At 64.9% G+C, this 22182-nt stretch carries 14 protein-coding genes; 3 read left to right on the top strand and 11 right to left on the bottom strand.

All coding sequences use genetic code 11. The features are described from left to right. From AGI3411_RS14375 to AGI3411_RS14350, 7 genes are all read right to left on the bottom strand, one after another. A partial coding sequence (locus AGI3411_RS14375; RefSeq protein WP_341867914.1) for an NAD(P)-binding domain-containing protein occupies nucleotides 1-440 on the bottom strand: 440 nt, incomplete at its 3' end. A gap of 20 nt (nucleotides 441-460) precedes the next feature. Beyond that, nucleotides 461-1669, bottom strand: coding sequence for a capsule biosynthesis protein (locus AGI3411_RS14370; protein WP_129528036.1), 1209 nt, complete (start codon nucleotides 1667-1669; stop codon nucleotides 461-463). Next, the gene (locus AGI3411_RS14365) at nucleotides 1666-3675 is read right to left on the bottom strand and encodes a capsular polysaccharide biosynthesis protein (RefSeq protein WP_129528035.1); all 2010 of its coding nucleotides are present in this window, start codon (nucleotides 3673-3675) and stop codon (nucleotides 1666-1668) included. Before AGI3411_RS14365 ends, AGI3411_RS14370 begins: the two co-directional genes overlap by 4 nt. A 108-nt stretch (nucleotides 3676-3783) precedes the next feature. Beyond that, a complete protein-coding gene (locus tag AGI3411_RS14360) occupies nucleotides 3784-5124 on the bottom strand; it encodes an aminotransferase class I/II-fold pyridoxal phosphate-dependent enzyme (RefSeq protein ID WP_129528034.1) in 1341 nt (446 codons plus the stop codon). Nucleotides 5125-5131: 7 nt separating this feature from the next. Next, nucleotides 5132-12751, bottom strand: coding sequence for a type I polyketide synthase (locus AGI3411_RS14355; protein WP_129528033.1), 7620 nt, complete (start codon nucleotides 12749-12751; stop codon nucleotides 5132-5134). A 147-nt stretch (nucleotides 12752-12898) separates the two neighbouring features. After that, the gene (locus AGI3411_RS30525) at nucleotides 12899-13021 is read right to left on the bottom strand and encodes a hypothetical protein (RefSeq protein ID WP_279638349.1); all 123 of its coding nucleotides are present in this window, start codon (nucleotides 13019-13021) and stop codon (nucleotides 12899-12901) included. A gap of 522 nt (nucleotides 13022-13543) precedes the next feature. Continuing rightward, nucleotides 13544-14140 carry an RBBP9/YdeN family alpha/beta hydrolase gene (locus AGI3411_RS14350; RefSeq protein WP_129528032.1) on the bottom strand — a complete coding sequence of 199 codons (597 nt, stop codon included), beginning with the start codon at nucleotides 14138-14140 and terminating at the stop codon, nucleotides 13544-13546. A gap of 268 nt (nucleotides 14141-14408) precedes the next feature. On the opposite strand from AGI3411_RS14350, the gene AGI3411_RS14345 reads away from it, so the two are divergent. The 3 genes from AGI3411_RS14345 (at nucleotide 14409) to AGI3411_RS14335 (ending at nucleotide 17721) form a co-directional block, all read left to right on the top strand. Further along, nucleotides 14409-15536 (top strand): branched-chain amino acid ABC transporter substrate-binding protein, encoded by a 1128-nt coding sequence (locus AGI3411_RS14345; protein WP_129528031.1) that lies wholly within the window; start codon nucleotides 14409-14411, stop codon nucleotides 15534-15536. Nucleotides 15537-15734: 198 nt separating this feature from the next. Next, nucleotides 15735-16436 (top strand): response regulator, encoded by a 702-nt coding sequence (locus tag AGI3411_RS14340; RefSeq protein ID WP_129528030.1) that lies wholly within the window; start codon nucleotides 15735-15737, stop codon nucleotides 16434-16436. After that, nucleotides 16429-17721 (top strand): ATP-binding protein, encoded by a 1293-nt coding sequence (locus AGI3411_RS14335; protein WP_129528029.1) that lies wholly within the window; start codon nucleotides 16429-16431, stop codon nucleotides 17719-17721. The genes AGI3411_RS14340 and AGI3411_RS14335 overlap by 8 nt, the downstream gene beginning before the upstream one ends. A 36-nt stretch (nucleotides 17722-17757) precedes the next feature. On the opposite strand, the gene AGI3411_RS14330 is transcribed toward AGI3411_RS14335, so the two are convergent. From AGI3411_RS14330 to ugpB, 4 genes are all read right to left on the bottom strand, one after another. Beyond that, entirely contained in the window at nucleotides 17758-18846 is a 1089-nt protein-coding gene (locus tag AGI3411_RS14330) for a sn-glycerol-3-phosphate import ATP-binding protein UgpC (protein WP_129528028.1), read from the bottom strand. Between the two features lie 67 nt (nucleotides 18847-18913). Further along, nucleotides 18914-19765 (bottom strand): sn-glycerol-3-phosphate ABC transporter permease UgpE, encoded by an 852-nt coding sequence (ugpE, locus tag AGI3411_RS14325; protein ID WP_129528027.1) that lies wholly within the window; start codon nucleotides 19763-19765, stop codon nucleotides 18914-18916. A gap of 21 nt (nucleotides 19766-19786) precedes the next feature. Continuing rightward, a complete protein-coding gene (gene ugpA, locus AGI3411_RS14320) occupies nucleotides 19787-20668 on the bottom strand; it encodes a sn-glycerol-3-phosphate ABC transporter permease UgpA (RefSeq protein ID WP_129528026.1) in 882 nt (293 codons plus the stop codon). Nucleotides 20669-20857: 189 nt separating this feature from the next. Then, nucleotides 20858-22171 (bottom strand): sn-glycerol-3-phosphate ABC transporter substrate-binding protein UgpB, encoded by a 1314-nt coding sequence (gene ugpB, locus AGI3411_RS14315; RefSeq protein WP_129528025.1) that lies wholly within the window; start codon nucleotides 22169-22171, stop codon nucleotides 20858-20860. Nucleotides 22172-22182 lie beyond the last annotated feature (11 nt).

The raw sequence follows: 22182 nt of genomic DNA, 5'->3' as shown, positions 1-22182 counted from the left end.
AAGTCCACGTTGAACTTCAGGCCCGACACGCGCTCCAGCACCGGCACGCAGTCTTCTTCGGTGGCGCCCGGATAGACGGTGGACTCATAGATGACGATGTCGCCGCGCTTGAGCACGGCGCCGATCGTTTCGCTGGCTTTGATGAGCGGAGTAAGATCCGGACGCTTGAAGTCGTCGATCGGGGTCGGCACTGTGACTATATAGGTATTGCACTCGGCCAGCGCGGCCTTGTCCGTGGTAAAGCTGAGCTTCTGGGCTTCCTTGAGTTCTGCGTCGCTGACTTCAAGTGTGCTGTCATGACCGGCCTGCAGTTCTGCAACACGCGACTTGTTGATGTCGAAACCTATCACGTTGCGCAGCTTGCCAAACTCGACTGCAAGGGGCAGACCGACGTATCCCAGCCCAATGATGGCGATTTTAATGTCTTCGATTTTGTTCATGGTGTTGTGATGCTTTGAGATTAAAAGAGTAGTTTCTGCAGAGAGTTATTCACGGATAGGTCAATACCCGGTTTACAGTAGAACCCGCCGTTGATTTGCGTATCGTGAATGACCACGTTTCTGAATTTCCTAAACAGATGCACGTCGGGTTTTTGCTGATGCAACCAGAATTCATCTAGGTCTTGTTGATCAGTAAGCCCCGGGATGTCGTAGATCGCTCGTCCCAGGGCTTTGGTGGGTTTGCCGTGGAGAAGGGCGGAAGCTCCGACTGTGCTGTTTATTGTTATCACCGCACTGCTGCCGTTGATCAGTGCCGGGAGATGGCCGCCATCAATGTAAAGTACCCGTTTCCCCAGCAGCAATTCCTTGCTCAGCCGACGTATATGCCTCGCATAATTGACGAGACCGGGATCGAGTGGATGGGCCTTGATCAGCAACAGGCTATGTTCAGGAGCATGGCGCGCGAAAGACCGGATCACTTTATCCATTGCCTGACTCATATTTTCGAAGTCCGAGTGATGGATAATTTGCGAATCGGTTGTGAGCTGCAGCGGAAAGAGATAGTAGGGCGGCAGATTTGCATCGAGCGTGACCCGCGCCTGAATAGCCTTAGCGCGGCGGCGGTTTATGTGCGTGCCCAGGCCTTTCCGCAGGTAATTGGCATATTCGGTTGCAGGGTTGTGCGGGACGTGGCTTTTCACGCCGCGATGAAGGACGGGGTTGAGTCCTGCCCAGAAGTTATATCCGACGTCATAGGCCGCACGCTTCCAGAAGGGCGACACGAACGGCGTTCCGTTGTCGTAGTCCGGCACTTCTTTGGCCCGCTGTCGATAGTATTCAGGGTCGAGGGGCAAGGCCGAGTAGCCATTGACGCCCCCGCGCTCCAGAGTCACCCAGTACGGACGGAAGTATCCTTCCTCGAAGACATGTACCCTTATGCCGGCCTGCTTAGCAAGTTCGATTGCCGGACGATGGACGGGACGGCAATCACCAAAAAGGACAACGTCCGTGATTCCATGACGCTCGAACTCTAGCTTATAAAAGTCAGGTAAGTTCTCCATGGCGCCGCGAAATGATGTTGCATCGCCTTGACGCCAATAGATTCGGTCTCCAACGGTGAAGTTGACTTTTCGAACGTGCCGTCCCTCTTGGCGTAAACCCTTTGCCAAGCTAGGAAAGAACGGCGAACAAACGCCTTGCAGGAACAGAAAACGCTGTTTGGGGCTCATCGCTTCACCACAAATCCCGCTTTGGCCCAGAGGCGGAACTTATGCAATTGCCGCTGAAGATAGGTTTTGCGTACGGTGGAAAGATCGCCAGCTGCCATTATTTTGGTTCGTTGTTGGATGATCCGGTGAAGTGTCGCTTCGCAAGTGGTATACCCCTTCAACGTCCAGTCCCAATAGATTGGGTAGTGAAGCATTACTCCGGCGACGAGCTCATTGAGCGTCAATTTCCTGTCCCTGCGGGGAGTGGGCATGCGATCTTGCGTCAGCCCCCAGCCGGCATAGAACGGCATTCCGTAGACGACCACGGTTTTGTTGCGCAGTAGGGCATCAAAACCGCTGAGCGAGGTCATCGTGTGCACTTCATGGCAAGCGTCGAGGCAGCTGATTATTGAAACCGTCGTTTCAATATAATCGGCATACCGTAATGCATCGGAAGAATGGACTCTGCCTTTGCGATTGCGCACTGCGACGTCAGGGTGCGGCTTGTAGACGATGTATGCGTCGGGATGGGCTTGTCTGGCCGCTTGAATAAGGGATAGATTGTCACGGACGGGGCCACACCCGTATCGGATGGATGCGTCGTCTTCCACCTGACCGGGGACCAGTACGATATGGCGGCCTCGGGCCTGCCAGGCGGGTTCTTGCGTGGGCTCAATGTTGTATTTGGTGAGCGCGTTGTCGACGATCAGTCGGCGTACCTTTTCCGCTCTTTCATTGTCGTGGGGCGTAAACGTCCTGGTATTCAACAACGCTTCCAGGTCATGGGCCTGCCGCGCGTCAAAATAGAGCCCCTGTGAATCCAGGACCAAGGCGTGGGGGGGGACGAAGTCCGACCCCAGGCCCACAGAACGGATGAATCCGTCCTCCATGCGTAGCAGGGTTGCTCCGGAACCTTGGGCGAGATCAGCGGTGGCAGCCGATGGCGATGCGCCCCACACTATCAATCGGTCGTTGGAGTTGGGCACCAGGTCTTGAGCCGCCTGCGCGTGGGGAACGAAGTGCACTTGGTCCGGATTGAGCCCGAGAAACGGCCGAACGTTTTCCGCTTTCCACCGCCGATAGCCGACTGCGATGCTTCGACCTGTCATTGCGCGCTGCATGCGGCGTTGAAGATCGAGCCATTCAATGACATCAAAGATGGAACCGGGCTGAAGCGTCTCGGGATTGAGGTAGCGGGTGTAGTGCAGGTAAGCTGCCGCAAACAGTTCGTCGATGTTGCGCTGACGATTGCGCCGTTCACATTTCAGCCGATCCGTCGTCGCTCCCCAGCCGGCATACCACGGCATGCCGAAGCAGGTGACAGGCACGTCGTGCAGCAACGCTTCGAATCCCATGTGCGACGTTACGGCATAGACGCGGTCCATCTGGGCTAAGAGGCTGCTCGGCGCAATGGGGTCTCGCAGCAGAATGGTGTTGCTGTCTTCTATCGTGTCCGACAGGTAGCCTTGTTTCGAGCCACCGCTGACTTCCGGGTGCGTCTTGACATATATCGTCGCACCGGGGTTTTCTTCTCTCGCAGCCTGAAGCATCTGCGCGAAGCTTTCGCTGCTAGCGAGACCAAATCCGACGCTGGCGTCTCCCACGGTTTGATCGACAACGAGTATTCGAGGCCCCTTGACGGGGCCGGGGAGCGCTTGGAGATCGGGCGCAAGGTTGTACTTGCTCAGGCCCTTGGCAATGATCAGATCGCGTGCACGCGCACACTCCGTGCCGTACCCGAGCAGGATGTCCTTGTCTGATGACAGTAAGGTTTCCAGTCGGGAACTTCGGTCTGCGGCATAGTAGATGCCGCAGTCATCCACGACCAGCGACAGCGTCGGATAATCAGGCCCTGTTCCGTAGGAACGGAGGAAGCCATCTTCCAAACCAATGAACGGCAATCCGTGGGCGGCGGCGAGCGCCCGTGGCCGCTTTGTGGATGGCCGGAATCCCCAGCCTGCTAAAGCGTCAATGGGTTTGGAGGAGGGAGATTGTCCCGGGCGCAGATAGACGACCGGCTGGCCCAAAAGGGTCTCAATTCCAGGTAAGCGGGACAATCGGCGAGAATAGGTTCCAATAGCCACAAGCGTAGTAATAGATCCGGCGGTTAAGGGTGCGCTGTATCGCTTTTGGTATCAATACGACCGTGCGATTGCTTGCACTGTCTCTTGGATTTCGGTTTCCGTATGCATGCAAGAGATAAAGAACCGCAGCCTTGCCGCCTTTTCCGGCACCGCCGGATAAAGAATCGGCTGCACATGTATTCCGAGCTTGAACAGTTCGGTGGATAGCCGAGTCGCCTTCAACGAACTCCCCGTAATCGCCGGCACAACGGCGAATCCCGTGCTCGTCCCCGTATCGATCCCCGCCGCTTTCGCCTGCTCAAGAAAGAACTTCCCCCGCGCCTGCAGCGTCGCCACGCGTTCGGGCGATTTCTTCATCTTGCGCAGCGCCTCCAGCGATGCAGCCGCCACACTAGGAGGCATGCCGACGCTATACAGAAACCCCGGCGCCAGGAATTTCAGGTGTTCGACCAGCGCGGTTTCGCCGGCGATGTAGCCGCCGCAGCCCGCCAGCGTTTTGCTCAGGGTGCCCATCCAGATATCGACGTCCTTGCCGTCGATGCCGAAATGTTCGCTGATGCCGTAGCCGCGGGCGCCCATGACGCCCAGGGAATGGGCTTCGTCGACCATCAGGAAGGCGCGGTGGCGCTGCTTGATTTCGACGAAGCGGGGCAGGTCGGGGTAGTCGCCGTCCATGCTGTAGATGCCTTCCAGCACGATCAGGACGCGTTCGAACTGGCGCCGCTGGTCCTGCAGGATGCTGTCCAGCGCTTCCCAGTCGTTGTGGGGGAAGGGCAGGCGGCGGGCGCCGGATAGCTGGATGCCTTGCAGGACGCTGTTGTGGATCAGTTCGTCGTGCAGGACCAGATCGCGCGGGCCGAAGAGGTAGCCGATGGTAGAGACGTTGGTGGCGTGGCCGCTGACGAAGGTGACGGCGTCGTCCACGCCATAGAGCGCGGCGATCTCGGTCTCGAGTTCGCGGTGCACCGGGCGTTCGCCCGAGACCAGGCGGCTGGCGGAGACGGATGTGCCGTAGCGGTCGATGGCGGCCTTGGCCGCGGCGATCACGTCCGGGTCGCCGGACATGTTCAGGTAGTTGTAGCTGGCGTAGTTGATGTAGCCGTGGCCGCCGATCTGGGTGCCGGCGCTGGCCGTGCCTTCATGCAGCTTGAAGAAGGGGTTTTTGACGCCCAGGCGGCTGGCGCCGTCGTTGATGATGCGCAGCTGCTGGTAGCCGGGATGCAGATGGAACCGGTAGTGTTCCTCGGGGATCTCGGCCTTCTTTTCGGCGGGGCGCGCCAGCGCCTGGCTGCCGGGAGCGGCGGCCTGGCGCAGTTTGCGTTCCAGCGCCTGCTGGATGAGTTTGTCCTTGATGCCGGCGGCAAGGCCGGGCAGCTTCTTTACGGTGCTCAATTCTTGCCTACTGGATCATGCGTTGCTTGGGGAGGCTGCCGTTGAGCTTGATCTCGTCGACGAACTCCGAGACCGAGCTGGACGCGACCTCCGCGGCGTGATGCGCGACGACTTGCTGCACGCTGGCGGTGACGGCGTCGCCGGCGGCGCTGTCGTGCTCGTCGCGCAGCAGCAGCACGAGCTTCTCGGCAAGCTTGGCGGGGGTGGGGCTCTCGTTGAGCGCCATGACGGGCAGGCGGATGCCGAAGCGGTTCTCCAGCGCCACGACCAGTTCCACGCCCATGAGCGAGTCCAGGCCCATGTCGTAGACCGAGCGGGTGGCTTCGATCTTGTCGGGCGCGACGCGCAGGATCTCGCCGATCTCGGCTTTGAGCATCTCGACGAAGCGTTCGTGCAGGGCCTCGTCGTCCAGCGTGGCGATCAGGTGCGCGATGTCGTCCGAGCCGCCGTCGTCTTCACCAGCGTCGCCGGCCTGGCGGGCGATGTCGGAGAACTTGGGCAGGCCGGCGGTGGGCAGGAAGCGGCTGAGGGCGCGCCAGTCCAGCTCCAGCACGCCGAGGCCGGAGGCGTCGGCCGCCAGCATGGCTTCCAGCGCGTCCAGCGCGACCTGGGAGGCCAGGGCGCCGCCGCCCATGCGGCTTTGGAGGGCGTCTTTGATTTTCTCGTTGCGGGCCAGGAAGCCGACGTCGTCGATGGCGCCCCAGCGCACGCAGGTGGCGGGCAGGCCTTCGGCGCGGCGTTGCGCAGCCAGGCGCTCCAGCCAGGCGTTGGCGGCGACGTAGTTGCTTTGCCCGGGGTTGCCGAACAGGGTGGTGGCCGAGGAATAGCAGATGAACAGGTCCAGGGGCAGCGCGCGCGTGAGTTCGTGCAGGTGCTGGGCGCCCAGGACCTTGGCGGCCAGAGTGCGCTGGATCTGTTCGGGCGTGGTGCTGCGGGCCAGGCCGTCGTCGATGACCACGGCGGCGTGGACCACGCCCTTCAGGGGCGGCAGCGTTGCCGCGGTGTCTTGCAGCAGGCGGGCCAGCGCGGCGCGGTCGGTGACGTCGCAGGCGGCCGCGTGGACGCGCACGCCTTGGGCTTCGAAAGCCGCGATGGCCGCCTGGGCGGTTTCACTGGCGGGGCCGCTGCGGCTGATCAGGATGAGGTTGCGCGCGCCGCGGTCAGCCAGCCATTGCGCGGTGCGCAGGCCGAAACCGCCCAGTCCGCCGGTGACCAGGTAGGTGGCGTCGGCGGGCAGCGTCAGACTATGGGCGGCCTGGGCGTCGGGATGGTGGACGCCGCTGATGCCATTGCGGTAGGTGACGACGATCTTGCCGATCTGGCGCGCCTGTTGCATGTAGCGGAAGGCATCGACGATGTCGTTGGCGTCGAAGACGGTGTAGGGCAGCGGATGCAGGGCGCCTTGGCGGAACAGGGCCATCATTTCCGCGAACAGGCGCTGCGTCAGGTCCGGGCGCTCGTTCATCAACTGGTCGGCGTCGATGCCGAAGTAGCTGATGTTGTTGCGGAACGGACGCAGGCCGATACGGGTGTTCTCGTAGAAGTCGCGCTTGCCCAGTTCGAGGAAGCGGCCGAACGGCTTGAGCACGCGCAGGTTGCGGTTGACGGCTTCGCCGGCCAGCGAGTTCAGCACGACGTCCACGCCACGCCCGTCGGTGTCGGCGAGAATGTCGTCGGCATAGGACAGCGAGCGCGAGTCGTAGATGTGGCGCACGCCCAGCAGGCGCAGCAGGTCGCGTTTTTCGTCGGAGCCGGCGGTAGCGTAGATCTCGGCGCCCAGCCATTGGGCGAACTGGATGGCGGCGATGCCGACGCCGCCCGCCGCCCCGTGGATCAGGATCTTCTCGCCTTCTTCCAGGCGCGCCAGGTGTTGCAGCGCGTAGTAGACGGTGAAGAAGGTGCTGGGGATGGTGGCGGCGGCCTCGAACGAGAAGCCTTCGGGAATGTGCGAGATGGCGCTGGGGCGGGTCAGCACGCGGTCGCCGAAGCTGGCGGGGCCGAAGCCCACGACCGCGTCGCCGACGCTGTAGCCGGCCGTGTCCGGACCAACCCGGGTGACCGTGCCGGAGAACTCCAGGCCCAGCGTGGGGCCGGCGAAGCCGTTTTCGATGGCTTCGTCGGACAGCAGGCCCAGGGCGTACATGACGTCGCGGAAGTTCAGGCCGGTGGCCTCGATGCGCACTTCCAGTTCGTCGCCGGCGGGGGCCGGGGCGGGGCAGGATTCCCAGCGCAGGTTGCGCAGCTGGCCGGGGAATTCGAAGCCCAGGCGCACGGCGTGCGCTTCGGCGGCCTGCGCCGCGGCCGCGGCCGGGCGCGGGGCGATGCGCATGCGCGGCGCATAGCGCTCGCCGCCCGGGGCGAGGAGGATCTCGTCCTCGTCGTCCATGGCCGTCAGTTCGCGCGCCAGGGCATCTGCCATCTGGCCGGCATGGGCCAGGGGAACGTCAACCATCCGGATGCGGAAATTCGAGGCTTCGTTGGCCAGCGTGCGGCCGTAGCCCCACAGCGACGCGTCGTTCAGGGCGTGCATGCCGGCGGCCTGCGGCGCGTGGCGCAGGTATTGCACGGCGTCCGCGGTGATGAGCCACACGGTGGCGGGCAGTTGCGCGCGTTCGCAAGCCTGGATGACGGCCGCGGCCATCGCGCAGCGGCGCGTCTGCTTGGCCAGCAGTTCATCCGGGGTTTCGTGGGCGTCGGCCCAGGCCAGGCCGTCGAGGTGCACGATGTGCTCCACCGGGCCCGGCGCGTCGCCGGCCAAGAGGGCATCCAGGGCTTCGGGCGCGTCGCCGGTTTCCAGGCGGACCAGGTGCCCGGCCGCGCTCAGGCTGGCCTTCAGGGCTTGCGCCAGGCCGGCGCCATGTTCGCCGTTCTTGTCGCCGAGGATCAGCCAGCGGGCCGGCGCGGCGGCCTCGGCCGGCGCCGGTTCGGCGGCCTGGCTGGCGTCCAGCCGGGCGGTCAGCAGGTAGGCGCCGGTTGCGGGCGACTGCGTGAATTCGAGCAGGCCATCGCATTGCAGGCCCTGGGCCTGCAGTTCTTCCTGCCAGAAGGCGGCGGGCTGCTGCGTGGACAATTGCTCGCCGTGCTCGCCGCTTTGCCACCATTCCTGGCGGCCGCCGAAGACGAAGTCGGCCCAGGCCGCGGGATGGGCGCCGCAGAACAGCAGCACGCCGCCGGTCCGGAGGCTGGCGCGGGCGTGCTTGAGCGCGCCGCGGGCCGCGTCGAGGGTGTCGAATTCGCAGTGGAAGATAACCAGGTCGCACTGCGGGACGGCGGTGTCGCCTTCTTCGCCTATGCGTTCGGTGCGGGCGTTGGGATAGCGTTCCGATTGCTGGTGGCCGACGTGGTCCAGCATGTCGGCGTCGGTCGACGCGTAGCAGTAGTCGGCCACGTTGAAGTCGAGCGCGTCGCAGCAATTGAAGTTGAATAGCGGCGCGGCCTGGCCGACCTCCATGACGCTCAGGCGCTGGCCGGGCAGGCGGGCCGCCTGGGCCTGTTCCAGCACGGCGCGCAGGGCGGTGCCCAGGCGCTGGCCGCTGGCGGCGCCGAGCAGGCTGCGGTTGATGGCGGCCGGGGTGGTGGCGCGGGGGCAGATCTCATCCACGGCCGCTTCGCCGCGCAGCAGTGCGGGCAGGTGCAGGCCGATGCGGCCAACGGCATGGACGATCTGGGCGTAGTCGGGGTACTCGCGCAGCAGCGTGTTCCAGATATCGGTGGCGCCGCCTTCGCCCGCATCGGCAGGCAGGGCGATGCCCGAGGCTTGCGCTTCGATGTCGCCGGCGGCGGCCAGGCGATTGACGAGGTATTGCAGCAGCGGCGCGGCTTCCGGGGTGTGGCGGCCCAATTCGGTGATCAGGGCCTGCGGCACGTGCCTGCCGCCCGGTTCGGCGATGGTGCGCAAGGCATCGAGCGCGAAGCCGTCGCACAGGCTTTCGAGTAGCGGATCGACTTCGTCGGCGTAGCGTGCATGCGAGCCGCCGTCGATGCATTGGGCAACGGCGCCGGCCAGCGCGGCGCGCAAGTCTTCGGCGTCGATCGGGTTGGGGCCAAAGGGCGCGCGCGGGCGCGGCGCGGCGGCGGTGTCCAGGAAGCTGAGGTGGTCCGCCGCGGGCTTGCGCAGGCGGATGCTGCGGAAGCGGGCCTGCTCGACGGCGGCGATCTGCACGCCGTCGGCGTTGTAGAGCTCGAAGCTGGCGGTGAGCGAATGCGGAGCGCGACGTTCCATCCGCACGCGCGCGGCGACGGGCTGGCCGGCGTTGGCGCGCAGGCTCAGGCGTCCGATCTTGGACGGCACGTAGGCGATGCCCAGGCCCATGGCCGGATCGTTCCTGAGCAGTTGGATGATGAGCTGGAAAGCGCAGTCCAGCAGGGCGGGATGCAGATGTGTGGCGTCCAGCTCGGCGGCCAGGCAGGCGTCGGCTTCGAGCACCGCGAGCGCGCTGCTTTCGGATTCCAGCCAGCCGTGTTTCACGGCGCGGAAAGCGGGGCCGTAGTCCAGGCCGACCGACCGGGTCAGCGCGTTGTGGCTTTCACCGGTGAAGTCGGGCGCGCGCTCGGGCAGGGCCAGCGTGGTTTGCGTCAAGCGGGCCAGGCGGGGCTCGCGCAGCAGGCGGCCGCTGGCGTGCTTGACCCACGGTTCGGTGCTGCCGGTGTCTTTGGCGTTGATGCGGAAACGGCCGTCGCTGTCGTCGAGCAGCAAGCGCAGCACCTTGCTGGGCGCGGCATTGAGCAGCAGCGGCGCGTGGATTTCCAGTTCTTCGAGTTCGGCGCAGCCGCCGTCGCCGCCTTGCCAGCGCAGGGCGGCCGCCAGCGCGATCTCGGCGAAGCCGGTGCCCGGGAAGACGACCGCGTCGCCGACGACGTGGTCGGCCAGCGCGGGATGCGATTGCGTGTCCAGCTGGTTTTCCCAGGTGTGCTCATGCTGCTGCATGGCGTAGCCCAGCAGCGGATGCGCCAGGCGGCGCGTGAGCAGGCCGAGGGATTCGGGCGTGGTCGGGTGCCAGTGGCGCTCGCGCTGCCATGGGTACGTCGGCAGGTCGACCGGGGGAGCCACCCAAGGGAAGAGCGACTGGATGTCGAGGCGGCCGCCGCCGACGATGACCTGCCCGGCGGCGTTCCAGATCTTCTCCGGATCGTCGCCACCGCGCGTGGCGGTGCTCAGGACGCGGCCTTGCATGTCGGCCGTCTTGAGCGTGTCGTTCAGGTACGAGCGCAGCACCGGGTGCGGGCCGATCTCGACATAGATATTGTTGCCTTCGGCGGCCAGTTGATGGGCGGCCTGCTCGAATCGCACCGCCTCACGCACGTTGCGCCACCAGTAGCCGGCGTCCAGCGCGGCCCCGTCCAGCGGCGCGCCGGTGACGGTGGAATAGAAGGGCACGTCGCCGGTGCGCGGCCGGATGTCCGCGAGCGATTCGCGGATGCCGGCCTCGATGGCGTCCATCGCCGGGCTGTGGAAAGCGTAGTCCAGGTCCAGGCGGCGATAGAACAGCGATTGTTCCGCCAGCGCGGCCTCCAGCACGGCCAGCGCCTCCGGAGCGCCGGCCACGGTGGCGCCGCGGCTGCTGTTGAAGCCCGCGACGCACACGCTCGCGCCCAGGTTGTGTTCGGCGATGAGCGCCAGGGCTTCTTCGCCGCTGATGCCCACGGCGGTCATGCGGCCCTGGCCCTTGGTCTGGCCTTGCAGGCGGCTGCGCTGGAAGATGACGCGGACCGCATCGGGCAGGGTCAGCGCGCCGGACGCCCAGGCGGCGGCGACTTCGCCGACGCTGTGGCCGATCACGGCCGACGGCAGGACGCCGCGTTGCGCCAGCATGCGCGTGATCCCGACCTGCAGCGCGAAGAGCGCGGGCTGGGCAACTTCAGTGCGTTCGTAGCGGTCGTCGCCGTTCTCGCCCGCCAGTTCCTTGCGCAGCGAGAAGTTGGCGTACTGGGAGAACAGTGAATCCACTTCGTCGACGGCGGTGGCGAATACCGGATCGGCCAGCAGGCGGCGTCCCATGTTGGCCCATTGCGAGCCGTTGCCGGAATAGACCAGCACCGGGCCGCAGGCTCCGGGCAGGGCGCTGCCCGCGACCACGCCGGACTTGGCGTCGCCGCTGTCGGCGAACTGCTGGAGCAGATCGGCGACGGCATTGCATTGGGTGCCGAACACGACGGCGCGCTCGCCGTGCCAATCGCGCCGCATGGCGGCGTGGTAGGCGGCGTTGTACAGGAATTTCGCAGGCTGGTCGCGCAAGGCCTGGGCCATCAGGCCGGCCGAGGCCCGCAACGCCTGAACGGACTTGCCCGACACCACGACCGGGATCGGGGCGGTCTTGGCCATCTTGCCTTCGGCGGCGGGGCTGCGCGGCGGGGCGCTTTCCAGGATCACGTGGGCATTGGCGCCGCCGAAGCCGAACGAGTTCACGCCCACCACCAGTTTGCCGGCGGGGCGCAGCTTGCGGTTCTGCGTGACGACGTCCAGGTTCCAGTCCTGGAATTCGATCTTGGGATTGAGGGTCTTGATGCCGATGGTGGCGGGCACTTCGCGGTGCCGCAGCACGTACAGCGCCTTGACCAGCCCGGCGACGCCCGAGGCGGCCTCCAGGTGGCCCAGGTTGCTCTTCACCGAGCCAATGGGCAGCGGCGCTTCCTTGCCCCGCTGCTGGGCCAGGGCCAGCCCGATGGCGCGGGTTTCGATCGGGTCGCCGACGGCCGTGCCGGTGCCGTGGGCCTCCAGGTAGTCGATATCGGCCGGCGAAATGCCGGCCTGCTCGTAGACCTGGCGCATCAGGGCGGCTTGCGCGTCGACGCTGGGGACGGTCAGGCCGGACTTGCGGCCGTCGGTATTGACGGCCGTGCCCGCCACTACCGCCAGGATGTTGTCGCCGTCGGCGACCGCCTGGTCGTAGTCTTTCAGCAGGAACATGCCGCCGCCTTCGGAGCGGACATAGCCGTCGCCGGAGGCGTCGAAGACATTGCAGCGGCCGCGCGGCGACAGCATGGACGCCTTCGAGAAGGTAATGAAACCGTAGGGATGCAGGTGCAGGCTGACGCCGCCCGCCAGCGCCTGGGTGCATTCGCCGGACTGGATGGCGCGGCAGGCCTGGTGAAAGGCGACCAGCGAGGACGAGCACGCGGTGTCCATGGCGATGCTGGGGCCGCGCAGGTCGAAGAAGTACGACAGGCGGTTGGCGGCGATGCTGGCGGTGTTGCCGGTGGCCATCGATGCGTCGACGGCGCCCAGGTCTTCGGCCAGGCGATAGGCGTAGTCGGCGCTGGCGATGCCGATATACACGCCGCAGTTGGAACCGCGCAGGGTAGACGACGGAATGCCCGCGTCTTCCAGGGCTTCCCAGCTCATTTCCAGCAGCAGGCGCTGCTGCGGGTCCATGAGCGCGGCCTCGCGCGGGGAAATGCCGAAGAACCCGGCATCGAACCCGGAAACGTCGCCGATGGAGCCGGCGGCGAAGGTGTAGGCGGTGCCCGGATGATCCTTGGCGGGATGCAGGTAGGCGTCCGCCGACCAGCGGTCTTCCTCGACTCGGGTCACCAGGTCGCGGCCTTCCAGGAGGGCCGGCCAATAGCTGTCATTGGTGGTGCTGGGGAACCGGAACGAAAGTCCGATGACGGCAACGCGCTTACGCATGCAGAGTCCTTCTGGCCCCGCCGAACGGCGGCGGGTAATAAGAGATGGCGATTGAGCCGAAGCGGGAGTCGGGGCCAGCTAAGGCCCCGGCGCCGGAATGACCGGCGCTGGCGACGAGCGAGAGGGCGGAAAGCCCGGGCCGGAGGTTCAGGCGCGGGCGGTATCGCCCAGGATGATGGGGTGATCCCGTCCAGCCATCGCTAGCATGGTTGCGACGCCGCTGGAGCCGCGGTTGCGCCATGGCCGGGGCGCATTGGTATTGCTCTGCATTCTCATTTTTTTTGATGCCGTTCTTTCGCCGGGACATGGGCTGCGCCGCCCGCGCTTTATATAAGAATAGAAAGCGGGATAGTGCTGCGGCCCGGCCGCCGTGACATTTAGATGAATATAGGGAGATTTTACTGTATGTATCGAATTCAGCCGAATCAGGCCAGGTTGGGCGACGGTACGGGCTTTCCCCGAGTGTCGAACGCTCGAAAGCTGTCATTTCCCTGTCCCCGATGTTCCCGGCCGCTAGGATATCAATCAGTTGTAACTTAACTGGCGCAAAGTTAATCAAAACGCTTCTGCGCCGTACCAAGGACGGCCCCGGTCAGTCTCGTCCTGAAAAAATCGCGAGAATCAATTAACAATTGTGGCAATTCTACGTAGAGGTATTGTTGCAAACGCCATGATTAATCTGTAATTGCGTGCAAGCTCTTCGGGCGGATGATGCCAGAAGGAGACGGGCGTTGGCGCGGGCGGGCCGCCGCAGCCCCAAAAGGGGCCGGTTCGGTCTGCAGGGGCGTGGCGCTACGAGGGGTCGTAGAGCGGGATGGGGGGAATGCGCTTGGCGGGCGTGGGAATGCGCCAGGATGCCCGGCGGCGCAATGCCCCCAGCAGTTTCAGGCCTTGGGGCCAGTCGCCCAGGCCGCTGTCCGCATTGATGTGCCCCGCGTCGGACAGGATCACGATGCGGCTTCCCCAGTCATTGGCGAAGGCGCGGGCGCGTTCCAGGCGGCAATAAGGATCGTTGTCGCTGGCCACCACGACGCTTTGATAGGGCAGGGATTGGCGCGGCACGGGCGCGAATCCCCGCAGGCAGCCGGGCGCGTCCGCGCGTTCCACGTCGGCCGGCGCCACCAGCAGGGCGCCGGCAACCTTGGCGCGCAGCGGAACCGGCAGCGCGGCGCTTACCAGGCAGCCCAGGCTGTGGGCGATCAGCAGCACCGGGTTGCGGGCCCGGTCCACTTCGGCGGCCAGCGTGGCCACCCATTCCGGCGCGACAGGGTTTTCCCAGTCCCGCTGTTCGATGCGGACCGCCAGCGGCAGCAACGCCGTCCAGCGTGATTGCCAGTGTTCGGGTCCGGAGTTTTTCCAGCCCGGGACGATGATCGGTTGGAGTCTCATGGGGGGCATCATGCCCCGCCGCTTTAGTAACTCAAACGACTAAATTGTCTTTTGTATATATGGCGTCCGGCATAAGCGGACGCTTCGCGGTTTGTTGCGCCGCACGGGCATATGCGGCCCTAAAAGCAGGCGGCAGCCCCTCCAAATCGGGGTATTTTTCAGTGTATGCTTGCCGTGCAAATGCACCGTAACCGGGCGTGAACACGGGGACAACCGGCGTGCGTCCGCTTGCGGAACTAACGATTACAAATCATTAGAGGAGTCCAACATGAAGCCAGTATTTCGTCTGACCCCGGTCATTGCCGCACTGGGCGTCGCCGCAGGTTTGGCGTTTGCCGCGGGAGCGCAGGCGCAGACCATCAAGATCGGCGTCGTCGGGCCCACCACCGGCGCGGTCACGCAGTATGGCGATATGGTCCGTGAGGGTGTCGATACCGCGGTCGAACGTATCAATGCCGCCGGCGGCGTCAACGGCAAGAAGCTGGAAACCGTGGTGATCGACGACGGCTGCGAGCCCAAGCAGGGCCCGGTCGCCGCCAACCGCGTCGTCAACAGCAAGATCGGTTTCGTCGTGGGCCACGTGTGCTCGGGCGCCACCATCGCCGCCGCGGATATCTACAACAACGAAGGCGTGGTCATGGTGACCCCGTCGGCCACGTCGCCGGCCCTGACCGACGGCAAGAACTACGAGTTCATCTTCCGCACCATCGGCCGCGACGACCAGCAAGGCCCCGCGGCCGCCAAGTTCGTCCTGGAAAAGATCAAGCCCAAGAAGGCCGCCGTGCTGCACGACAAGCAGTCGTACGGCCAGGGCATCGCCACCTCGGTCAAGAACGCCCTGGAGAAGGGCGGCGTTCCCGTCGCGATCTTCGAAGGCATCAACGCGGGCGACAGCGATTATTCGGCCGTCATCACCAAGCTGAAGAGCCAGGGCGTGGATTTCGTCTACTACGGCGGCTATCACCCTGAAATGGGCCTGCTGCTGCGCCAAGCGGCCGAACAGGGCGTGAAGGCCAAGTGGATGGGGCCGGAAGGCGTGGGCAATCCGGACATCAACGCCATCGCGGGCGATGCGGTCGAAGGCATGCTGCTGACGCTGCCGGCCGACTTCACCCAGAACGCCGCCAACGCGGATGTCGTCAAGGCGTTCGAAGCCAAGAAGCGCAACGCCGGCGGCGCCTTCCAGATGACGGCCTACACGGCCACCCAGGTCATCGCGGACGGCATCAAGGGCGCGGGCACCGACGACCCGACCAAGGTCGCCAAGTACCTGCACGCCAATTCCTTCGATACGCCGATCGGCAAGGTGTCTTGGAACAAGCAAGGCGACCTGACGAACTTCCAGTTCGACGTGTTCACCTGGCACAAGGACGGTTCCAAGACCGTCTACAAGTAACCCCAGGCGGGCCTCCGGGCCCGTGGCGGCGGCGCGATCCGCCTGCCCTTCGACGCCAGGCCGGGCCGGAAGCCATCGTCTTCCGGCCCGGTTTTTCGTTGCACGCACGGGGCGGGGTACGGCGCCGGCGGCCCGCCGCGTGCCCCAGGCAGTTGCGTAGAATGCCGCGCCATCGACCCTTCTTTTTGTCTGGACACCATGACCAAGGCCTTGCTAGTCGAAGACGATCCGAAACTATCGCGCCTGATTGCACAGTTCCTGGAGCAGCACGGGTTCAACGTCGCCCAGGCCTATCGTGGGGATCAAGCGGTGGAGGCGTTCCGCCGCCAGGACCCCGCCATCACCATCCTGGACCTGATGCTGCCGGGGCGTGACGGCCTGCAGGTCTGCCGGGACCTGCGCGCCTTTTCGTCGGCGCCCATCCTGATGCTCACCGCCCGCGAGGACGACCTGGACCAGATCCTGGGCCTGGAATCGGGCGCGGACGATTACGTCATCAAGCCTGTCGAGCCGCGCGTGCTGTTGGCGCGGGTCCGGGCGCTGCTGCGCCGGCACAGCCAGCCGGACGAACCGCCGGAGCGCCTGGAGTTCGGCCCGCTGTCCATAGACCGGCGCACGCGCGCGGTGGTCCATGCCGGATCCGAGGTCGACCTGACCACGATGGAATTCGAAATGCTGTGGGCGCTGGCCAGCCAGGCAGGGCAGGTGCTGACGCGCGACGACCTGCTCAACGCGGTGCGGGGCATCGAATTCAACGGGCTGGACCGCAGCGTGGATGTCTGCGTCAGCAAGCTGCGCCGCAAGCTGGACGACGACCCGCGGGATCCCGCGCGCATCAAGACCGTGTGGGGCAAGGGTTACCTGTTCTCGCCCAAGGCGCACGAGGGCGGCGATGCTTAGGTTCGTCCTGCGGCTGTTCGTGGTGCTGGCGGTGGGCTTCGTCATCTCGAACGAAGTGGTGGACCGGTCCGCCAACTACTTCTTCGAGCCGGTCAGCGACGCCTACACGCGTGAAGCCGTGCGCGGCCAGATCCATAGCCTGGTGCAGGAACTGGGGCGTGTCGACCCGGCCGGGCGCGCCGCGTATGTCCGCGACGAACTGGCGCCGCATTACGGGTTGGGCCTGAAGGTGGCCGCGGCCGACAGTTACGGCGCCAACGACGAGGAGCGCGCCGAGATCGCGTCGGGCACGTTCTTCGTGCGCGACAAGATGCAGACCTTCGTCGCGGCGCTGCCGGGCCCGGGCGATCAATGGCTGGAAGTCAGGCTGCCGCCGGAGCCGCCCGTGGGGCCCTGGGTGATGGCTGCCGTGTATTCCGCGCTGGGGTTGCTGCTGTGCGCCTTCATGCTGGTGTGGGCGTTGCCGATCTGGCGCGACCTGGAAGCCCTGAAAACGGCGGCGCAACGCATGGGGCAGGGCGACCTGCAGGCGCGGGCCCGGCTGTCGAGGCACTCCAGCATCCGCAACCTCGGCGACACGTTCAACCAGATGTCCGACCGCATCGGCGCGCTGATCGGCAACCAGCGGGACCTGACCAATGCCGTGTCGCACGAGTTGCGCACCCCGATCGCGCGCCTGTCGTTCGAACTGGACATGATCGACCGGGAAGACGATCCGTCGGCGCGCAAGCGCCTGGTCGAAGAGATGAAGAGCGACGTGGCCGAGCTGGACGGCATGGCCTCGGAGCTGCTGATGTACGCCCGCCTCGAGCACAAGGGAGACGGCGTGGCGCTGCAGCCGCAGGACGCGCGCGGCTGGCTGGATTCGGTGGTGCAGCACGCGGGCTTCGATGCCGGCGTATCGGGCGTGCGGTGCGAGGTGGCGTTGTGCGCCGTGCGCGAAGTGCATCTGCATCAGCGCTACATGACGCGCGCGCTGCTGAACCTGCTGCAGAATGCGATCCGGCACGCGGGCGGGCAGGTCCAGGTCAGCCTGCTCAACGCTTTGCCGCGCGAATACGTGCTGATCGTGGACGATGACGGGCCGGGCATCCCGCCCGCGGACCGCGAGCGCATCTTCGAGCCCTTCATCCGCCTGGACGAAAGCCGCGACCGGGGCACGGGCGGCGTCGGCCTGGGGCTGGCCATCGTGAGCCGGGTGGCGCGCTGGCACAACGGGTCGGTGCAGGCATCCGAGAGCCCGCTGGGCGGCGCGCGTTTCGTGATCAGGTGGAAAACCGCCTGAGGGCGCGCGCCGCGCCGCCCTCGGGCGGGCAGGTTCCTACAGGCCTTGCACGCGGCGGCCGGTGTCGGGTTCGAACCAGTGCAGCGGGTGGCGGCCGTCGGAGCCCACATTCACGCGGGTGCCCACCTTGGCCGAGGATTCCGACAGTTGGCGCGTGGTGCAGCGCACGACCAGCGTCGCCTTGCCGCAGCGGCAGTGAACCAATTGCTCGGAACCCAGCGTTTCGACCATTTCCACTTCCGCCGGAACGCCTTGCGTGTTCAGCAGCATGTGTTCGGGACGCATGCCCATGATGATCTTGTGGCCGCGGACCTGGGAGGGCACTTCGAGCGGCGAGATGTCCAGCGAAATGCCGTCCAGGCTCTGGACCGTGCCGTCGCCGGCCACATTCACTTCCATCAGGTTCATCGGGGGCGAGCCGATGAAGCCGGCGACGAAGGTCGAGGCCGGCTTTTCGAACACTTCCATCGGGGTGCCGATCTGCTCGGGCACGCCCTGGTACATGACGATCATGCGGTGGGCCAGCGTCATGGCCTCGACCTGGTCGTGCGTCACGTACAGGCTGGTCGTGCCCAGGCGGCGATGCAGCTTCATGATTTCCAGGCGCATCGCCACGCGCAGCTTGGCGTCCAGGTTCGACAGCGGTTCGTCGAACAGGAAGACTTTGGGTTCGCGCACGATGGCGCGGCCCATGGCGACGCGCTGGCGCTGGCCGCCGGACAGCGCGCGGGGGCGGCGGTCCAGCAGGTGGCCGAGTTCCAGGATCTGCGCGGCCGCGTCCACGCGCTTCTTGATCTCGTCCTTGGAGAATTTGCGGATCTTCAAGCCATAGGCCATGTTCTCGAACACGGTCATGTGCGGGTAGAGGGCGTAGTTCTGGAACACCATCGCGATGTCGCGTTCGGCGGGCTCGAGGTTGTTGACGACCTTGTCCTCGATGAGGATTTCGCCGCCGGTGACGGTTTCCAGGCCGGCGACCATGCGCATCAGCGTGGATTTGCCGCAGCCGGACGGGCCGACGATGACGATGAATTCACCGTCCTTCACGTCCATGTCGATGCCATGGATGACCGGCACGTTGCCGGCGTAGGTTTTCTTGACGTTGCGGAAGCTGAGAGTAGCCATGAGTTATTCGTGTTCGGAGTCGTGTTCGGGGGAGGCTGCCAGCGCTAAGGCGCAGCGTGGGTGGGCGTCATTTTTCGGTGTCGACCAGACCCTTGACGAACCATTTCTGCATCAGGATGACGACCAGCGCCGGCGGGATCATCGCGAGCATGGCGGTGGCCATGGTGATGTTCCATTCGGTCACGCTGTCGCCACCGCTGATCATCCGCTTGATGCCGATGACGACGGGGTACATGTCTTCCTGCGTGGTGATCAGCAGCGGCCACAGGTATTGATTCCAGCCGTAGATGAACTGGATCACGAACAGCGCGGCGATGCTGGTCTTGGACAGCGGGAGCAGCACGTCGCGGAAGAAGCGCAGGGGGCCCGCGCCGTCGATGCGCGCGGCTTCGATCAGCTCGTCCGGCACGGTCAGGAAGAACTGCCGGAACAGGAAGGTGGCCGTGGCCGAGGCGATCAGCGGCAGGGTCAGGCCGGCATAGCTATTGAGCAGGCCGAGGTCGGCCACCACCTTGTAGGTGGGGGCGATCCGCACTTCGACCGGCAGCATGAGCGTTACGAAGATCATCCAGAAGAAGAACATCCGGCCGGGGAAGCGGAAGTACACGACCGCAAAGGCCGAGAGCAGCGAGATGGCGATCTTGCCGATGGAAATCACCAGCGCCATGATCAGGCTGACGTACATCATGCGGCCCACGGGCGCGCCCGACGAACCGCCGGACGAGCCGCCGAACAGGGCCTGCATGTAGTTGTCGACGAAATGCTCGCCGGGAATGAGCGACATCGGCGCGGACGCCACTTCCTGCGCGGTCTGGGTGGACGCGACGAAAGTGACGTAGAGCGGAAATGCCACCATCGCCACGCCGCAGAGCAGAATGACGTGGGCCAGAATATCCAGCCAGGGACGGCGTTCAACCATTGTTTGTAGCCTCGGACAAAATCAATACTGCACTTTGCGGTCGACGTAGCGGAACTGCACGACCGTCAAGGCAATCACAATGAACATCAGCACCACCGACTGGGCCGCGGACGAGCCGAGGTCCAGGCCGCGGAAGCCGTCGCTGTACACCTTGTAGACCAGGATCGACGTGGCCGTGCCGGGGCCGCCCTGCGTCGTCGTGTCCACCACGGCGAAAGTATCGAAGAAGGCGTAGATGATGTTGACCACCAGCAGGAAGAACGTGGTGGGCGACAGCAGCGGGAAAACGATGCTCCAGAACCGGCGCGAGGGGCTGGCGCCGTCGATCGCGGCGGCTTCGATGAGCGAGCGCGGGATCGATTGGAGGCCGGCCAGGAAAAAGAGGAAGTTGTACGAGATCTGCTTCCACACCGCGGCGATCAGCACCAGCATCATCGCCTGGTTGCCGTCCAGGCGCGGATTCCAGTCGACGCCGGCATGGCGCAGCGCCACGGCCAGGATGCCGACGGAAGGCGAGAACAGGAACAGCCACAGCACGCCGACGACGGCGGGCGCCACGGCGTAGGGCCAGATCAGCAGTGTCTTGTACAGCCCGGCGCCGCGGATGACGCGGTCGGCCATGACGGCCAGCAGCAAGGACACGCCCAGGCCGACGACCGCCACCAGGATGGAGAACACGGCGGTGACGCGGAAGGAATCCAGGTAGGCCTGTTGCGAGAACAGGTCCATGAAGTTGTCCAGCCCGACGAACTCGGAGGACAGGCCGAAGGCGTCTTCCAGCCGCATGGATTGCCACATGGCTTGTCCGGCGGGCAGGAAGAAGAAGACCACGGTAATGATGATCTGCGGCAGGAGCAGCAGATAGGGCAAGGTCTTGTGCCCGAATACAACGCGTTTTTCCATAGGGGGAACCCAAGGTACAGAAAAGCGGCGGTTGGAATCACCGCCGCCTGAAGCCGCCTTCACAAAATACGATAGGCTTAAAGCCCTAAAAAAACCAGGGCCTTAAGCCTTGTGCCGACTATGCCAAGCCCTTGTTACGGCAAGGAAAATGCCGATTGACAAGGGCTCTTCAGCGTGGCGGGAAGGGCGCTACTTTACACTCTTCTCGAACTTTTCCAGCAGCTCGTTGCCGCGCTTGACGATGTTCTCGGCGCCGTCCTTGGCGGCAACCTTGCCGGACACGATGCGCTCGATTTCGGCGTCTTCGATCTCGCGGATCTGCGGCAGGAAGCCCAGGCGCAGGCCACGCGACTGCGCGGTGGTTTCAACGTTCAATTGCTTGACGCCGACTTCGGTGCCGGGGTTCTTCTCGTAGAAGCCTTCCTTCTTGGTCAGCTCGTAGGCCGCCTTGGTGACGGGCACGTAGCCGGTCTGCTGGTGCCAGCGGGCGGCGATTTCCGGGCTGGCCAGGAACTTGAAGAACGCGGTCACGCCCTTGTAGGTTTCCGGCTTCTTGTTGGCGAACACCCACAGCGAGGCGCCGCCGATGATGGTGTTCTGCGGGGCGCCCTTGACGTCGGCGTAGTAGGGCAGGGTCGAGGTGCCGAATTCGAACTTGGCGTTCTTGGCGATGTTGGCGCGCAGGCCCGACGAGCCGGTGATCATGGCGCACTTGCCGCTGATGAAGAGCGAGTTCGGTTCGTCGCCGCGGCCGCCGTACATGAAGATGCCGTCCTTGGCCAGCTTGGCCAAGTTGTCCAGGTGGCGCACGTGCAGCGGGGTGTTGATGGCGATACGGGCGTCCAGGCCGCCGAAACCGTTGTCCTTGGTGGCGTACGGCACGTTATGCCAGGCCGAGAACGTTTCCAGCTGGACCCACGACGGCCAGGACGTGGTGTAGCCGCATTCCTGGCCCGCGGCCTTCAGCTTCTGGCCGGCGGCGGCCAGCTCTTCCCAGGTCTTGGGGGGATTGTCGGCGTCCAGGCCGGCCTTCTTGAAGGCGTCCTTGTTGTAGTAGAACACCACGGTCGAGCTGTTGAACGGCATCGAGACCAGCTTGCCGTCGGCCGAGGAGTAGTAGCCGGCCACGGCGCCGATGAATTCCTTCGGGTCGATCGGGTTGCCGACTTCTTCGGACATCTGCTGCACCGGCTTGATGGCGCCCTTGGCGTACATCATGGTGGCGGTGCCCACTTCGAAGACCTGCAGGATGTCGGGCGCGTTGCCGGCGCGGAACGCGGCGATGCCGGCGTTCATGGATTCACCATAGTTGCCCTTGTAAACTGCCTTGACCTGGTAGTCGGGGTTCTTCTTGTTGAATTCGTCGACGAGGCCATTCACGCGGTCGCCCAGGGCGCCTTCCATCGAGTGCCAGAACTGGATCTCGGTGGCGGCATGCGCGGAGGCGCCTGCGAAAGCCGTCATGATGGCGGCAAAAGTTAAGGCAATACGGTGGGATCGCATATTGAGGTTCC

It is taken from the genome of Achromobacter agilis (genome assembly GCF_900496965.1).
Classification (GTDB): domain Bacteria; phylum Pseudomonadota; class Gammaproteobacteria; order Burkholderiales; family Burkholderiaceae_B; genus Achromobacter; species Achromobacter agilis.
Note: the sequence above shows the minus strand (reverse complement) of the source record. Positions and strands in the feature narration are given on the sequence as shown.

What these genes read in the sequence shown, in the direction of transcription:
- AGI3411_RS14330 (WP_129528028.1), bottom strand. Translation starts at nt 18,846, where the DNA reads ATGGCTACTCTCAGCTTCCGCAACGTCAAGAAAACCTACGCCGGCAAC.
- AGI3411_RS14350 (WP_129528032.1), bottom strand. Translation starts at nt 14,140, where the DNA reads ATGAGACTCCAACCGATCATCGTCCCGGGCTGGAAAAACTCCGGACCC.
- AGI3411_RS14355 (WP_129528033.1), bottom strand. Translation starts at nt 12,751, where the DNA reads ATGCGTAAGCGCGTTGCCGTCATCGGACTTTCGTTCCGGTTCCCCAGC.
- ugpB (WP_129528025.1), bottom strand. Translation starts at nt 22,171, where the DNA reads ATGCGATCCCACCGTATTGCCTTAACTTTTGCCGCCATCATGACGGCT.
- ugpA (WP_129528026.1), bottom strand. Translation starts at nt 20,668, where the DNA reads ATGGAAAAACGCGTTGTATTCGGGCACAAGACCTTGCCCTATCTGCTG.
- ugpE (WP_129528027.1), bottom strand. Translation starts at nt 19,765, where the DNA reads ATGGTTGAACGCCGTCCCTGGCTGGATATTCTGGCCCACGTCATTCTG.
- AGI3411_RS14340 (WP_129528030.1), top strand. Translation starts at nt 15,735, where the DNA reads ATGACCAAGGCCTTGCTAGTCGAAGACGATCCGAAACTATCGCGCCTG.
- AGI3411_RS30525 (WP_279638349.1), bottom strand. Translation starts at nt 13,021, where the DNA reads ATGCAGAGCAATACCAATGCGCCCCGGCCATGGCGCAACCGCGGCTCC.
- AGI3411_RS14335 (WP_129528029.1), top strand. Translation starts at nt 16,429, where the DNA reads ATGCTTAGGTTCGTCCTGCGGCTGTTCGTGGTGCTGGCGGTGGGCTTC.
- AGI3411_RS14345 (WP_129528031.1), top strand. Translation starts at nt 14,409, where the DNA reads ATGAAGCCAGTATTTCGTCTGACCCCGGTCATTGCCGCACTGGGCGTC.
- AGI3411_RS14370 (WP_129528036.1), bottom strand. Translation starts at nt 1,669, where the DNA reads ATGAGCCCCAAACAGCGTTTTCTGTTCCTGCAAGGCGTTTGTTCGCCG.